General features: G+C 69.6%; 16 protein-coding genes. 12 read left to right on the top strand and 4 right to left on the bottom strand.

All coding sequences use genetic code 11. The annotated features are described in order from the left end of the window. Positions 1–37: 37 nt before the first annotated feature. From BLR04_RS26290 to BLR04_RS26260, 7 genes are all read left to right on the top strand, one after another. Positions 38–1,840 (top strand): flavin-containing monooxygenase, encoded by a 1,803-nt coding sequence (locus BLR04_RS26290; RefSeq protein WP_090770121.1) that lies wholly within the window; start codon positions 38–40, stop codon positions 1,838–1,840. Between the two features lie 98 nt (positions 1,841–1,938). Then, positions 1,939–2,394 carry a hypothetical protein gene (locus BLR04_RS26285; protein ID WP_090770119.1) on the top strand — a complete coding sequence of 152 codons (456 nt, stop codon included), beginning with the start codon at positions 1,939–1,941 and terminating at the stop codon, positions 2,392–2,394. A gap of 46 nt (positions 2,395–2,440) precedes the next feature. After that, on the top strand, positions 2,441–3,082 hold the full coding sequence (locus BLR04_RS26280; RefSeq protein WP_218129159.1) for a response regulator: 642 nt from the start codon (positions 2,441–2,443) through the stop codon (positions 3,080–3,082). 154 nt (positions 3,083–3,236) lie between these two features. Beyond that, positions 3,237–4,034, top strand: a complete 798-nt coding sequence (locus BLR04_RS26275) for an MBL fold metallo-hydrolase (protein WP_090770117.1) — start codon at positions 3,237–3,239, stop codon at positions 4,032–4,034. A 191-nt stretch (positions 4,035–4,225) separates the two neighbouring features. Next, on the top strand, positions 4,226–4,798 hold the full coding sequence (locus BLR04_RS26270) for a PadR family transcriptional regulator (protein WP_090770114.1): 573 nt from the start codon (positions 4,226–4,228) through the stop codon (positions 4,796–4,798). A 109-nt stretch (positions 4,799–4,907) separates the two neighbouring features. Then, on the top strand, positions 4,908–5,297 hold the full coding sequence (locus BLR04_RS26265) for an SgcJ/EcaC family oxidoreductase (protein WP_090770113.1): 390 nt from the start codon (positions 4,908–4,910) through the stop codon (positions 5,295–5,297). Further along, positions 5,294–5,647: a hypothetical protein gene (locus BLR04_RS26260; protein WP_090770111.1), complete on the top strand. Its 354-nt coding sequence runs from the start codon at positions 5,294–5,296 to the stop codon at positions 5,645–5,647. The genes BLR04_RS26265 and BLR04_RS26260 overlap by 4 nt, the downstream gene beginning before the upstream one ends. Before the next feature lie 67 nt (positions 5,648–5,714). On the opposite strand, the gene BLR04_RS26255 is transcribed toward BLR04_RS26260, so the two are convergent. Further along, the gene (locus BLR04_RS26255; protein ID WP_143022206.1) at positions 5,715–6,206 is read right to left on the bottom strand and encodes a hypothetical protein; all 492 of its coding nucleotides are present in this window, start codon (positions 6,204–6,206) and stop codon (positions 5,715–5,717) included. 156 nt (positions 6,207–6,362) lie between these two features. Between BLR04_RS26255 and BLR04_RS26250 the strand changes: the two genes are divergently transcribed. Both BLR04_RS26250 and BLR04_RS26245 read left to right on the top strand, forming a co-directional pair. Continuing rightward, positions 6,363–6,899 carry a peptidylprolyl isomerase gene (locus BLR04_RS26250; RefSeq protein ID WP_090770109.1) on the top strand — a complete coding sequence of 179 codons (537 nt, stop codon included), beginning with the start codon at positions 6,363–6,365 and terminating at the stop codon, positions 6,897–6,899. Between the two features lie 180 nt (positions 6,900–7,079). After that, a complete protein-coding gene (locus BLR04_RS26245; protein WP_090770108.1) occupies positions 7,080–7,973 on the top strand; it encodes a rhomboid family intramembrane serine protease in 894 nt (297 codons plus the stop codon). Between the two features lie 35 nt (positions 7,974–8,008). Here BLR04_RS26245 and BLR04_RS26240 read toward each other — a convergent pair whose 3' ends face one another. Then, complete coding sequence (locus BLR04_RS26240; RefSeq protein ID WP_090770106.1) at positions 8,009–8,254, bottom strand: cell division protein CrgA; 246 nt, start codon at positions 8,252–8,254, stop codon at positions 8,009–8,011. A 155-nt stretch (positions 8,255–8,409) separates the two neighbouring features. Here BLR04_RS26240 and BLR04_RS26235 point away from each other — a divergent pair, with 155 nt between their 5' ends. Genes BLR04_RS26235 through BLR04_RS26225 form a run of 3 tightly spaced genes read left to right on the top strand, consistent with a single transcriptional unit; the run spans position 8,410 to position 9,762 of the window. After that, positions 8,410–9,024, top strand: a complete 615-nt coding sequence (locus BLR04_RS26235) for a class E sortase (protein WP_245740555.1) — start codon at positions 8,410–8,412, stop codon at positions 9,022–9,024. Position 9,025: 1 nt separating this feature from the next. After that, positions 9,026–9,184, top strand: coding sequence for a hypothetical protein (locus tag BLR04_RS40880; protein ID WP_090770104.1), 159 nt, complete (start codon positions 9,026–9,028; stop codon positions 9,182–9,184). Beyond that, positions 9,181–9,762 (top strand): aminodeoxychorismate/anthranilate synthase component II, encoded by a 582-nt coding sequence (locus tag BLR04_RS26225; protein WP_090770102.1) that lies wholly within the window; start codon positions 9,181–9,183, stop codon positions 9,760–9,762. The genes BLR04_RS40880 and BLR04_RS26225 overlap by 4 nt, the downstream gene beginning before the upstream one ends. A 129-nt stretch (positions 9,763–9,891) precedes the next feature. Here BLR04_RS26225 and pknB read toward each other — a convergent pair whose 3' ends face one another. Both pknB and BLR04_RS26215 read right to left on the bottom strand, forming a co-directional pair. Further along, positions 9,892–11,742 (bottom strand): Stk1 family PASTA domain-containing Ser/Thr kinase, encoded by a 1,851-nt coding sequence (pknB, locus tag BLR04_RS26220; protein ID WP_090770100.1) that lies wholly within the window; start codon positions 11,740–11,742, stop codon positions 9,892–9,894. An 82-nt stretch (positions 11,743–11,824) separates the two neighbouring features. Beyond that, entirely contained in the window at positions 11,825–13,288 is a 1,464-nt protein-coding gene (locus BLR04_RS26215; RefSeq protein WP_090770099.1) for a serine/threonine-protein kinase, read from the bottom strand. Positions 13,289–13,308: the final 20 nt, after the last annotated feature.

Genomic DNA, 13,308 nt, shown 5'->3' with positions numbered 1-13,308 from the left:
ATTCTGGAATTGATCGTCCCAGAGCCCGGAGGGATGCATGACCGACGCGTTCGACGAGGCCGGCAAGCAGGCACTGCGCAGGAAGTACCGCGAGGAGCGCGACAAGCGGCTGCGCCCCGACGGCAACGACCAGTACATCCGCCTCACCGGCCGCTTCGCGCACTACCTCGACGACCCGTACACGCCGGTCACCGAGCGCGACCCGAAGACCGACCACGTGACGGTGGCGTTCATCGGCGGCGGCTTCGCCGGGCTGGTCACCGGGGCGCGGCTGAAGGAGGCCGGGGTCGAGGACGTCCGCATCGTCGAGAAGGGCGGCGACTTCGGCGGCACCTGGTACTGGAACCGCTACCCTGGCGCGCAGTGCGACACGGCGTCGTTCGTCTACATGCCGCTGCTCGAAGAGACCGGCCACATGCCGTCCGAGAAGTACGCGCACGGCCCCGAGATCCTCGAGCACTGCCGCCGCATCGGCAAGCACTACGGCCTGTACGACAACGCCCTGTTCCACACCGAGGTGCTCGACCTCACCTGGGACGAGCGGCGTTCGCGCTGGACGATCAGGACCAACCGCGGCGACGCGTTCACCGCGCAGTTCGTCGCCATGGGCATCGGGCCGCTGCACGTGCCGAAACTCCCCGGCATCCCGGGCATCGACGACTTCGCCGGGCACTCCTTCCACACCAGCCGGTGGGACTACGCGTACACGGGCGGCGACCCGACCGGCGCGCCCCTGGACGGCCTGGCCGACAAGCGGGTCGCCGTCATCGGCACGGGCGCGACGGCCGTCCAGTGCGTGCCGCACCTCGCCCGCGCCTGCAAGGAGCTGTACGTCTTCCAGCGCACCCCCTCGTCGGTGGACGTGCGCGACAACCACCCGATCGACCCCGAGTGGTTCGCCACCATCGCGACCCCCGGCTGGCAGCAGCGCTGGCTCGAGAACTTCACCGCCAACCAGGCCGGCGGCCTGGCCGACGACGACCTCGTCATGGACGGCTGGACCGACATCGCCCGCCGCTACCGCAGCCGGATCAGGGCCATCCCGCCCGAGGAGCTGAACCAGGCCGCCATGCTGGCCGCCTTCGAGGACGCCGACTTCGAGAAGATGGAGGAGATCCGCGCCCGCGTCGACAGCGTCGTCCGCGACCCCGAGACCGCGCGCGCACTCAAGGCGTGGTACCGCCAGCTGTGCAAGCGCCCCTGCTTCCACGACGAGTACCTTCAGGCGTTCAACGTCCCCGGCACCCATCTGGTCGACACCGACGGCGAGGGTGTGACCCGCATCACCGAGCGGGGCGTGGTCGCGGCCGGCCGCGAGTACGAGGTCGACTGCATCATCTACGCCTCCGGGTTCGAGGTCGGCACCGACTACACCCGGCGTGCCGGCTACGACCTCGTGGGCCGCGACGGGGTCACGCTGTCGGAGCACTGGGCCGACGGCATGCGCACCCTGCACGGCATCCACGTGCACGGCTTCCCGAACGCCTTCCTCGTTCAGCCGACGCAGGGCGCCAACCTGATCTCCAACATCCCGCACAACCTGACCGAGGCAGGCCGGACCATCGCCGCCGTCGTCAAGCACGCGCTCGACCACGGAAACGCGCAGGTCGAGCCGTCCAAGGAGGCCGAGGACGGCTGGGTCGAGCTGTTGCTGACGGGCGCGGGCCCGCTGCTGGGCTCGCCCGACTGCACGCCCGGCTACTACAACAACGAGGGACAGGACCCCGGCAGGAAGGGCCGGCTCAACGTCGGACACCCGCACGGCGCGATGGCCTATTTCGCCTACATCGACGGTTGGCGCAGGTCAGGGGATTTCACAGGGCTGCAATTCCGGTCATGAAGATTTCCTCATTCATGGTGCTAAGCTGGGATTTTTCGGGAAACGCGAGGATAAATTGCAAATCGCGATTATGGGGATGAGCTAGTAGCTTTTTCCTTGTGAGTTACGACCTTTATTTCACCCGCCGCGCTCCCGGGGAGTCATGGGCGGAAAAGCTGGAGACCGTCGACGCGTTCGAGGTACGGGAGCCCGACCCCGTGGCCTGGAGCCACGTCCTCGCAGGTGCGCAAGAGTTACTCGGCGAGGTGCGCGTGCTCGCCTACCCACCCGACTGGGATCTCGAGGACGACGTCACCGGCATCTCGGTGCATCATTGGCAGGGCGGATGGGACGTGACCATCCCGTACCGCACCCATGGTGAGGAGGGGCGGCGGATGGTCCGCCTGCTGTACCAGGTGGCCGCCCTGGTGGAGCGCGCGTCCGGCTTCGAGTGCTTCGACCCGCAACTCGGGCTGCCGATCTCGGAGGTCGCCGACCCGGCCGCGAGCGCGGGCCCGTACTTCGACGCCGTGGCCCGCCGCCTCGGCGGGGGTGAGAGCGCCGGCGCGGCCTGACAACTGTTTCCGCTGTTTCCGCGTCCGTGACCGCAGAGGAGAGCCCGTGCGCGTGGTGATCGCCGAGGACGCCGTCCTGCTCAGGGAGGGCCTCGTCGGGCTGCTGGAGCGCTTCGGCCACGCCGTCGTGGCTTCTGTGGGGGACGCGCCCGCCCTGGTCGAGGCGGTCCTGGAACATCGTCCTGACGTGGTGGTGACCGACGTGCGCATGCCGCCGGGCTTCAGTGACGAGGGCCTGCGCGCGGCGCTCGAGCTGCGCGAACGCCTGCCCGACCTGGCGGTCCTCGTCCTCAGTCAGTACGTCGAGCAGACGTACGCCGCCGAGCTGCTGGCGTCGAGGGCCGGCGCGGGCCTCGGCTACCTGCTGAAGGACCGCATCGGTGACGTACGCGAGTTCGTCGACGCCCTCGACCGGGTCGGCGCGGGCGGCACGGTCGTCGATCCGGAGGTCGTCCGGCAGCTCCTGCGCCGCCGGCGCGACCCGCTGGCCCGGCTCACGCCGCGCGAGCAGGAGGTGCTCGGCCTGATCGCCGAGGGCCGCGCGAACGCGGCGATCGCCCGCGACCTCCACGTCACCGAGGCCGCCGTCGCGAAGCACATCGCCAACATCTTCACCAAACTGGACCTCCCCCCAGCCCCCGACACCCACCGCCGCGTCCTTGCAGTGCTGGCGTACTTGCGAGCCTGACCGGCTCCACCCCGGTATCCACTGCCGCGTCCTGGCGGTACCGGCGTATTTGCGAGGTTGAGTCTGCTCTCGCTTCCTTCGGTGGGTGCTGGTGTATTTGTGGGGTGCGTTTTCCGGCAAGTCATCAGCAGTCCGACAAGTAGGGTTCGTTGTCATGTACGAAACCTGGGTTGAGGTCGGCGACCGGGTCTACGTCCGTCGGCACCGATCGTTCGACATGAACACCGGCCTCGTCGTGGGCGACGACGGGCACGGCCTCATCATCGACACCCGCGGCTCCCACCGGGAGGCGGCCCAGCTCGTCGAGGCCGTCAGGACCATCACCGCCGGGCCGTGGACGGTCGTCAACACCCACGCCCACTTCGACCACTGCTTCGGCAACGCGCTGTTCCGTCCGGCCGAGATCTGGGGCCACGTCAGGTGCGCCGAGGAGCTGGAGACGTACGGCGAGCAGCAGCGCGCCAACATGATCGACTACCGGCCGGAGCGACGCGAGGAGCTGGAGGAGGTCACCATCGTGCCGCCCGACCAGACCTTCACGTCCACGGCGAGCCTCGACATCGGCGGCCGGATCGTCCACCTGCGCCACTTCGGGCTCGGGCACACCAGCAACGACGTCGTCGTGCACGTGCCGGACGCGGGCGTGGTGTTCGCCGGTGACCTGGTCGAGCAGGGCGCACCGCCCGCGTTCGCCGACGCGTACCCGCTGGACTGGCCGGGCACCCTCGCGGCGATGCTGAACGAGATGCCGGAGAACGTCGTCGTGCCCGGCCACGGCGCGGTCGTGGACCGCGCGTACGTGGTGGCCCAGCACGACGAACTCGCCCTGGTGGCCGACCTGGCCAAGCGCGCCCACGTCGAGGGCCTGCGCGACCTGATCACCCAGTTCCCCTACCCGGAGCCCGTAGCCACCCAGGCCATCACCCGAGCCTTCCTCCAACTGGACGCCTGACCCGTCCCCGCGTTTCCCGGCGCCACGGCGGCGACGGCCGACGCCTTGCCCAGCACCCCTGAGGTGAGGTCTCCGTCGTCCGGACCCCACCCAGCACCCGGGGGTGAGGTTTCCGTTGTCCGACCTCAACACGGCACCCCAAAGGTGAGGCATATGGCTATAGTGCATATTGCACTATGGAGGGAGGCGGTATGGCGCGACGCCATGACCTGGTCGGGCTGACGGTGCTGGCCCTGCTCACCGTGCGCCCGAGCCACCCCTACGAGCTGCACCGTTTCATCCTCGACACGCACAAGGACTACGTCACCGGCCTGCCCCGCAGCCTCTACCACGCGGTCGAACGCCTGGCGCGCGACGAGCTGATCGTCCCCGTCGGAACCGACCGCGAGGGCCGCAGGCCAGAACGTACGGTCTACGAGATCACCGACGAGGGCCGCGCCGAGCTGCGCGCCCGCCTGCGGCAGCTGCTGGAGAGGCCGGACCCCGACCGGCGCGCGTTCGTGGCCGCGGTCTCGCTGCTCGGCTGCCTGCCGCTACCAGAGGCCCGGCGCGCCCTGCGCGCCCGGGCCGCCACGATCGAGGGCCTGCTCGCCGGGATGGAGGCCCACATGCGGGCCGTCGCCGACACCGGCCTGCCCGCGATCCTCATGCTGGAGGTCGAGCTCGAACGGGCGCTGCACACCGCCGAGCTCGGCTGGATCGAGGGGGTGCTCGACCGCCTCGACCGCGGAGAACTCGACTGGGAGGTAACGGTCGAGATGTAAGAAGCCGCCGAGGTGCGCCAACACCCCGGCGGCCACATCCGAACAAGGCGCCTGCCCTGCCCGAACTCGCCTTCACAGGATAGGCGCCGCGACGAAAGGAAGCCGCGTCATGTCCACGAAGATCCGCGAGGAGATCACCCGCCTGATGCAGCGGATGACCGACACCTGGAACGCCGGCGACGCCGCCGGTTACGCCGCGCTGTTCACGCCGGACGCCGACTACATCACGTTCTTCGGCCTGCACCTGAAGGGCAGGCAGGCCATCGAGGAGACCCACCGCGCGCTGTTCAGGACCCCGATCAAGCTCGACGAGAGCGACACCGAGCCGTCCGTACGGCTGCTGTCGGATGACGTCGCTCTGGTGATCACGGCAGGCGCGTCGTCCGTGGACGGTGTGCCCGACCCGGCCCGCGACTCGGTGATCACCCTCACCGCCGTACGCGCCGAGGAGGGCTGGCGCTTCGCCTCCTTCCAGAACACCAGGGTGGGCCGTCCATGAGAAAGACCCTGCTGGTCGAGGTCGAAGGGGTGGTCGCCGCGCCGGTCGAGCGGGTGTGGCGCGCGCTGCGGGCCGCCCGGCCGGAACACGTCATGACCGCCGAGCACACCGTCGCCTACCAGGGCGGTTGGTGGTACCGCGGCGAGTGGTCGGTCGAGCCGGACCCCGAGGGTGCGCGGGTGGTGCACCGGGTCTACAACGTGGCGCAACGGCTGCGCTGGGGCGTCCCGGTCGCCAACCGCCTCTTCATCGGCTTCGCCGCCCGTACGCGTGAGTCCTTCGCGCCGGCGCTGGCCAGGATCGGCGCGGAGCTGGGCGTCCCCACCAGGCTCGCCGGCCGAACCCGCTGACCAAGGGAGCCGGACAAGCAGCAGGCGCGCCCCCCGATCAGATCGTGGGGCGCGCCTGTCGACCGGCTCACTGCATCTTGCGTGATGCTTCGTTCGTCTTGTCCGAGACCAAACCGTCAGTCGACTCCGTAGCCCTGTCGGCCCGCTCATTCACCCATCGTGAGGCGTCGGAGGCGGAGTCCTTCATGTGCTCGGTCCATTGCTGGGCATTGCGGCGGTAGAACATGTATCCCATCGCCCCGATGGCAAGACCGCTCAGCAGAACGAACGTCGGCCATCGCCGCGGTCGGATCGGTGTGGGGTCGATTCTCTTCGCCGTCGCCGCCAGCATCGAACTGACCTTGGGAGCGACCTGGTGCTCGAACTCGTGCGCCGCGGACTCCAGCCGCGGCGCAGCCCAGTAGCGGGCTTCTTCCAAGCGCTGGGCGGTGACCGTTCTGGCCTGGTCCGCCATGGGCGCCATCCGTTGGCCGGTCTGGACGGCCCGGGTCTTCACGCGACCCATCCACGTGGCCGGAACCTCGATGACCACGCGGCCTTTTCGTTGTGTCAGGGACACGACAACCTCCCCTGTCGTTGGGGCCCCGAGCCTGACCTTCCCTGGACAAGGCGGCTCAATCATGGCCACTCGTGGGAGGATGGCTGGGTAGGCCCGTAGGGCCATAGTTCGCAATACACCACACATGACCGTGCACATAGAGGGGGCAGCTGTCTCGTGGCTGAGAAGCTGATCGCTAACCTGCAGACCAATCACGGCAACGTGAAGATCGAACTCTTCCCGACCAAGGCGCCGAAGACCGTGCGCAACTTCGTCGAACTGGCGGAGGGCACGCGCGAGTGGACGCACCCGGGCACCGGCGAGAAGAGCACCGGCCGCTACTACGACGGCACGATCTTCCACCGCGTCATCTCCGGCTTCATGATCCAGGGCGGTGACCCGCTCGGCCAGGGCATCGGCGGCCCGGGGTACGAGTTCGACGACGAGATCCACCCTGAGCTCTGGTTCAACCGTCCCTACCTGCTCGCCATGGCCAACGCCGGCATCCGCTTCGGCAAGGGCACCAACGGCTCGCAGTTCTTCGTCACCGTCACGCCGACGCCGCACCTCAACGGCAAGCACACCATCTTCGGCGAGGTGATCGAGGGCCAGGACGTCATCGACTCGATCGCGAAGACCCGCACCGACGGCCGTGACCGCCCGCTGGAGGACGTCGTCCTCGAGTCGGTCACCATCGAGCGCGTCCAGGCCTGAGTCCCGCGGCCTTCTCCAGCCGCCGCCCCCGTGCCGCACGGCAGGGCGGTGCGGCGGACGGGGTGGGCCGCCGGACCGGCCGAGGAACCGCTGCCGGGCCGTACGCAACCCCTGCCGCTACGCTCGTGCGGGAGTGTGACGAGACACGCAGCATGGTCGCGCAAGCCATAGGCTTCGGTCATGACCAGCCAGCAGCCGCCGAGCACGCCCTCGCAGCCCGAGCAGCCCGCTGAGGCGACCCCCACGTGCTTCCGCCACCCCGACAGGGAGACCTGGGTACGCTGCCAGCGTTGCGAGCGTCCCATCTGCCCCGACTGCATGCGTGACGCCGCCGTCGGCTTCCAGTGCCCCGAGTGCGTGGCCGAGGGCAACCGCGGCATCCGCGAGGCCAAGACCACCTTCGGCGGCCGGATCGTCGGCACGCCTTACGTGACGTACACCATCCTGGTGCTGATCGGCCTGGTCTACCTTCTCCAGCTGGCGTCCAACGGCGTCACGCTGGCGCTGAGCAACCTCCCGCCGGCTGTCGCCATCGGTGAGTACTACCGGCTGATCACCTCGGCGTTCGTCCACCAGCTCGGCGGTCTTCTGCCGATGCACCTGCTGTTCAACGGCTGGGCCATCTTCGCCATCGGCCCCAGCCTGGAGCGGGCCTTCGGGCACACGAGGTTCGCCGCCCTCTACCTGATCAGCGCGCTGGGCGGCTCGGTGCTCGGCTTCTGGCTCGACCCGCTGAACACTTACACGTACGGCGCGTCCGGCGCGGTCTTCGGCCTGTTCGGCGCGTTCTTCGTGGTGGGGCGCAAGCTGCGGCTCGACGTGCGCGGCATCGCGGTCATCATCGCGCTCAACCTGGTCATCACGTTCGTGCTGCCGGCCCTCAGCAACATCAGGATCAGCTGGACCGGCCACGTCGGCGGTCTGATCACGGGCACGCTGCTGGCGGCCGCGCTGGTCTACGCGCCCAAGGCGAACAGAGTGCTCTGGCACGTGCTGACGATCGCTGGAGCGCTGGCCGTTCTGGTGGCGCTCGTCGTGGTCCGCGTCCCAGCGATTCTCAGCATGCTGAGCTGAGCATCCCCAGCCTGTGGAAAAGGCTGTGGAAAGAACTAACGCCAGCGGGTGGAAAGCACCACACCGAAGATGATGAAAACAAACCCGATCAGCAGGTTCCAGTTCTGGAGGCCGCCGAGGAAGGGCGCCTGCGGGGCGACGTAATAGATCGAGATCCACAGGATGCCGATGATCCACGACACCACCATCGTGGGCGCCAGCCACCGAGGGCTGACCTTGACCTGCTGCGACTTGGCCGGCGGGGTGTAGACCGGCTTCTTGCGAACCTTGGACTTGGGCACTGGGTAACTCCTGCTGAGGGCCTGGGCATCCGGATCGTCCGCAGGCTCTTCGTCAAAGCGTAATTCGGGGCGAGCCCCAGGATAGTCGCCACGCGCACGACATGGCGATCCCCGGGGGCCGCGTACTGGCCGAATACCCTGATCGGGTGCGGGTCATGCTGCGGGCCGTGGGCGAGGTCAGCGTCACCGCGGGCCTGATCCTGATGCTGTTCTGCGCCTACCTGCTCTGGGGCACCGGCTCCTACACCAGGAGCCAGCAGCTGCTGCTCCAGAGGGAGCTGGCCGAGAAGAAGGCGGCCGCCACCGCCGGACATCTCGACCGGATCGAGCTGGGCGCGGCCGTGGCGCTGCTGCGCATCCCCAGGCTGGGCCGCGACTACGAGTACGCCGTCGTCGAGGGCGTCGGCCACGAGGAGCTCAAGAAGGGCCCCGGGCACCACCCCGCCACCGCCATGCCCGGCGCGATCGGCAACTTCGTCGTGTCGGGCCACCGCACCACGTACGCGGCGCCGTTCAACCGGATCGACGAGCTCGAACGCGGCGACGAGATCATCGTCGAGGCCCGCGAGGCCCGCTACGTCTACCGGGTGACCTCCCAGGACGTCGTGCTGCCCGACGAGGTCGAGGTGCTCGCGCCCGTGCCCGGCAAGCCCGACATCCGTCCTATCCGGGCCTTCATCACGCTGCTGACCTGCCACCCGGAGTACTCCGCCGCCGAACGCCTCATCGTCTACGGCGTGCTCAAGGACACCGTGCCGCGCAAGGAGTGACATGTACGCCTGGATCTGGCGCAAGCTGCCCGGCCGCACGCCTGCCAAAATCCTGACGGCCGCCGTCCTGGTCACCGTCGTGGGCGTCGTACTGTGGTACGCCGTGTTCCCGTTCCTGGAGCCGGCGGTGACACTCGACGAGGTGACCGTACGGAGATGACCCGCGTGCTGGTCGTGGACAACCACGACAGTTTCGTCCACACCATCGTGCAGTACCTGCGCGAACTGGGCGCCGACTGCGACGTGCGCCCGCGCGACGACGTCCGCGTGAGCGACGCCGACGGCTTCGACGGCGTCCTCGTCAGCCCCGGCCCCGGCACGCCGGAGGCGGCCGGCGTGAGCGTCCCGCTCGTCCACCACGCGGCCGCCACGGGGGTGCCGCTGCTCGGCGTCTGCCTCGGCCATCAGGCCATCGCCGTCGCCTACGGCGCCACCGTCTCCCGCGCGCCCGAGCTGCTCCACGGGCAGACGAGCCCCGTCCACCACGAGGGCAGGGGCGTGTTCGAGGGCCTGCCGTCGCCGGTGCGGATGACCCGCTACCACTCGCTGGCCGTCCGGCCCGAGACCGTGCCGGACGAGCTGGAGGTGACCGCCCGTACCGACGACGGCGTGGTCATGGGTCTGCGGCACCGCGTGGCACCGGTGGAGGGCGTCCAGTTCCACCCCGAGTCGGTGCTGTCCGAGCACGGCCACCGGCTGCTCGGAAACTGGCTGCGATTCACCGCCAGGACCGTGTAACAAACCGCCCCCGCCGAGCGACGTACGAATGAGCGTCCCCGCCGTTGCCCCCGAGCGGCGGGGACGCTCTTTTCGTGCGGCAGGAACGTGAAAGGGCCGCCTGCCGGGGCAGGCGGCCCGTTCAGCGGGTCATCCGCCGAAATCGTCCTCGATGGGGCTGTCGACCGGCGGTTCTTCCTCGTTCGACGGGAAGTCGGACGACTGGTCGTCGCCGACCGTGGGCTGGTCGTCCGGGAACTCGTTGGTGGGCGGCGTGACGAGCTCGGGGCCGGAGGACACCACGATCGTGATCGTCGTGCCCGGCGGCTGCGGCGTGCCGGGAGCCGGGTTCTGCTGGATGACCGTGCCCTCGGGCTGGTCGCTCGCCAGCTTGGACAACCGGGGCTTGAAGCCCAGGGCCTTGAGCTGGGAGGTGGCGTCGTCGGCGGTGAGCCCGATCAGGCTCGGGATCTCGGCGAGTTCCCGCGGCACGAACACGGTGACCGTGCCGCCCTCCTCGAGCGACGCGCCGGCCTTCGGGTCGGTCGCGATGACCGTGCCCTGCTTCTTGGACGACGCGCGGGTCTTGACCGTGCCCTGCAGCCCGGCTTCCTCCAGCGCCGCCATGGCATCGGCCTGCGGCATGCCGACGAGGCCGTCGGGAACCTTGATCTTCTTGGGGCCGCTGGAGACGTAGAGCTTGACCGCGCTCTCCTTGGCGACCTTGGTGCCCTCGGCCGGGTCCGTCTTGATGACGGTGCCCTTCTCCGCGTCGGAGTCGGCCTGGCTCACCACCTCGACCTTGAGCCCGAGCGTCTTGAGCTGTTGCTCGGCGAACGCCCGCTCCTGCGTGGCGAGGGCCGGGATCGTCACCTGCGTGTCGACCGGGGTGTCCTTGCCGCTGAACATGACGTAGCCGATGGTGATGAACGACCCGATGATCAGCAGCGGGATGATGATCCACAGCGCGGTCTTGACGGCCGTGTTGCCGCCGCCGGACGCCCGGCGCCGGCCGCCGCGCCCGCCGCCCTCGTCGTACTCGTACGGCGAGACGGAGCTGGTGCGCTGCGTGGAGGGGCCGGACTGCATCTGGGCCGCGGTCATCATGCGCGTGCCCTGGCCGTAGTTGCTCGTCATCGCCATCGTCTGGGCGTCGACCGGCATGCCGGACATCGCCCGCTGGATGTCGGCGCGCATCTCGCCCGCGCTCTGGTAGCGGTGGGCCGGGTCCTTGGCCATGGCCTTGAGGACGATGGCGTCGGCCCACGCCGGAATCTCGGGGTCGATCTGCGACGGCGGGATCGGCTCCTCGCGCACGTGCTGGTAGGCGATCGCGACGGGGGAGTCGCCGGTGAACGGCGGCTGGCCGGTCAGCAGCTCGTACAGCACGCAGCCGGTGGAGTAGATGTCGCTGCGGGCGTCGACCCGCTCGCCGCGGGCCTGCTCCGGCGACAGGTACTGGGCGGTGCCGATCACCTGCGCGGTCTGCGTCATCGTGGCCGCGGAGTCGGCCATCGCGCGCGCGATGCCGAAGTCCATCACCTTGACGTCGCCGGCCCGGGTGATCATCACGTTGGCCGGCTTGATGTCGCGGTGCACGATGCCGCCGCGGTGGCTGTAGTCGAGCGCCCGCAGGATGCCGTCGACCAGCTCCACCGCGCGCTCCGGCAGCAGCCGCCGGTCCTGGCGCAGGAGGTCGCGCAGCGTCCGCCCGTCGACGTACTCCATCACGATGTACGGCACAGGGGTGCCGTCGGTCGCGTCCTCGCCGGTGTCGTAGACGGCGACCACGGCCGGGTGGTTCAGGGAGGCCGCGGACTGCGCCTCACGGCGGAACCGGGCCTGGAAGGTGTGGTCGCGCGCGAGGTCGGAGCGGAGGGTCTTGATCGCGACTATGCGGTCCAGCCGGATGTCTCGGGCACGATAGACCTCGGCCATGCCGCCGCGCCCGACGACACCGTCGAGCTCGTAACGACCTCCGAGTAGCCGAGGCTGAGTCATTTCCTGCACTGTCCCTTACCGTTCATCTTGGGTACCGGCCGTGCGGGGGGCCGCCGGTGTCCATCATCGACCCCATGGCGCATCACGTCTCCTCCTTGGGCGGGTTTGTGTCACCCGGGTCCGGCGAGGCGGTAGGTGTCGGAGTTGTCGGTGTAATTGTGGGCGTTGGGGTCGGAGTGGGCGTAGGGGTTCGGGTCGTCGGCTCCGGATCGGGCGTCGTCGGCCTCACCGTTGGGGTTGCCGACTTGCTTACCGTAGCCGAACGTGAGGGTATAGGTTTTGGCGACTTCATCGGAACAACCGGCGGTCGCCGTGTCCGTGTCCTGATCGGCGACGGCCTGGTGGGCTGCACGGTCCGGGTCGGTTTCCGCACCTTCGGCGTCGGCGACGGCTCGGCCACCTCGGGTGGCCTCGACGGCGGCTGCGGGTTGGCGAAGGTGATCGCCGTGAACCCCGCCGCCGCCACACAGCCCGCCGCCGCCACCAGCGCCAACGCCCGTACACCCCGGCGCGGCCGGCCGTGCGCCCGCCGCTGCAGCGCGGTGGCAGGGGCGAGATCGCCGGCCTCCCGCGCGTCAGCGTCGAGTCGACCCCCGAAGGAGCTCGAAGCGGCCTCGCGTCCGTGGAAGGAGCCGGAGGCGGCAGAGAAGTCGCCCGCGCCGCCCGGAGCGGCGCCTGGCTCGCGTACGGGAAAGCCCCCGGGGTCGGTCAGCATGCTGAGCTCGGTGCCGCGCCCGGCTTCGGCCAGCGACTCACGCAGCACGTACGCCCGGTTCGCCACGCTGAGGGCGCTCGGCGGCCGCTGCCCTGGCTCCTTGGCGAGCAGCGCCAGCACGAAGTCGCGCACCGGCGCGGGAACGTCCGCCCCGAGCGGCGGCGGCGCCTCGTTCAGGTGCTGCAGCGCGATCGCCACCTGGTTGTCACCCTGGAACGGCGTGCGCCCGGCCAGGCACTCGTACGCGACCACGCCCAGTGAGTACAGGTCGGTCGAGGGCGTGAGCACGAAACCCTGCGCCTGCTCCGGGCTGACGTACTGGGCCGTGCCGAGGACGGTGCCGGTCTGCGTCACCGGAGCCGCCTCCAGGGCGCGCGCGATGCCGAAGTCGGTCACCTTGATGACGCCGTCGGGCGTCACCAGCAGGTTGCCCGGCTTGATGTCGCGATGGATGATGCCCGCCGAGTGCGCCGCGTGCAGCGCCTTGGCCGTCTGGTGGACGACGTCGAGCGTCACCTCGGCCCCGAGAGCGCCGTTACGCCCCAGGACGGCCGACAACGGCTCGCCGTGCACCAGCTCCATCACGAGGTAGGCGAGATCGTTCTCCTCGCCGTAGTCGAAGATCTGCGCCACTCCGGGGTCGGCCAGCGCCGCGGTGATGCGCGCCTCGTTGCGGAACCGCTCCAGGAACGTGGGGTCGGCGTGGATGTGGCTGCGCAGGATCTTCACCGCGACCTCGCGCCCGAGCAGCTCGTCGCGCGCGCGCCAGACCTCCCCCATACCGCCCGCGGCGATACGGGAGATCAGCAGGTAGCGGTTACGAAGCCGCATGACCTAGCAGGTTACCGTCA

It is taken from the genome of Nonomuraea maritima, from assembly GCF_900100395.1.
Taxonomy (GTDB): Bacteria; Actinomycetota; Actinomycetes; order Streptosporangiales; family Streptosporangiaceae; genus Nonomuraea; species Nonomuraea maritima.
This window is presented reverse-complemented; position numbering and strand designations above follow the sequence as displayed.

Coding starts and splice junctions, on each gene's coding strand:
- BLR04_RS26290 (WP_090770121.1), top strand. CDS start 38: ATGACCGACGCGTTCGACGAGGCCGGCAAGCAGGCACTGCGCAGGAAG.
- BLR04_RS26275 (WP_090770117.1), top strand. CDS start 3,237: ATGTACGAAACCTGGGTTGAGGTCGGCGACCGGGTCTACGTCCGTCGG.
- BLR04_RS26270 (WP_090770114.1), top strand. CDS start 4,226: ATGGCGCGACGCCATGACCTGGTCGGGCTGACGGTGCTGGCCCTGCTC.
- BLR04_RS26265 (WP_090770113.1), top strand. CDS start 4,908: ATGTCCACGAAGATCCGCGAGGAGATCACCCGCCTGATGCAGCGGATG.
- BLR04_RS26260 (WP_090770111.1), top strand. CDS start 5,294: ATGAGAAAGACCCTGCTGGTCGAGGTCGAAGGGGTGGTCGCCGCGCCG.
- BLR04_RS26245 (WP_090770108.1), top strand. CDS start 7,080: ATGACCAGCCAGCAGCCGCCGAGCACGCCCTCGCAGCCCGAGCAGCCC.
- BLR04_RS26235 (WP_245740555.1), top strand. CDS start 8,410: ATGCTGCGGGCCGTGGGCGAGGTCAGCGTCACCGCGGGCCTGATCCTG.
- BLR04_RS40880 (WP_090770104.1), top strand. CDS start 9,026: ATGTACGCCTGGATCTGGCGCAAGCTGCCCGGCCGCACGCCTGCCAAA.
- BLR04_RS26225 (WP_090770102.1), top strand. CDS start 9,181: ATGACCCGCGTGCTGGTCGTGGACAACCACGACAGTTTCGTCCACACC.
- pknB (WP_090770100.1), bottom strand. CDS start 11,742: ATGACTCAGCCTCGGCTACTCGGAGGTCGTTACGAGCTCGACGGTGTC.
- BLR04_RS26215 (WP_090770099.1), bottom strand. CDS start 13,288: ATGCGGCTTCGTAACCGCTACCTGCTGATCTCCCGTATCGCCGCGGGC.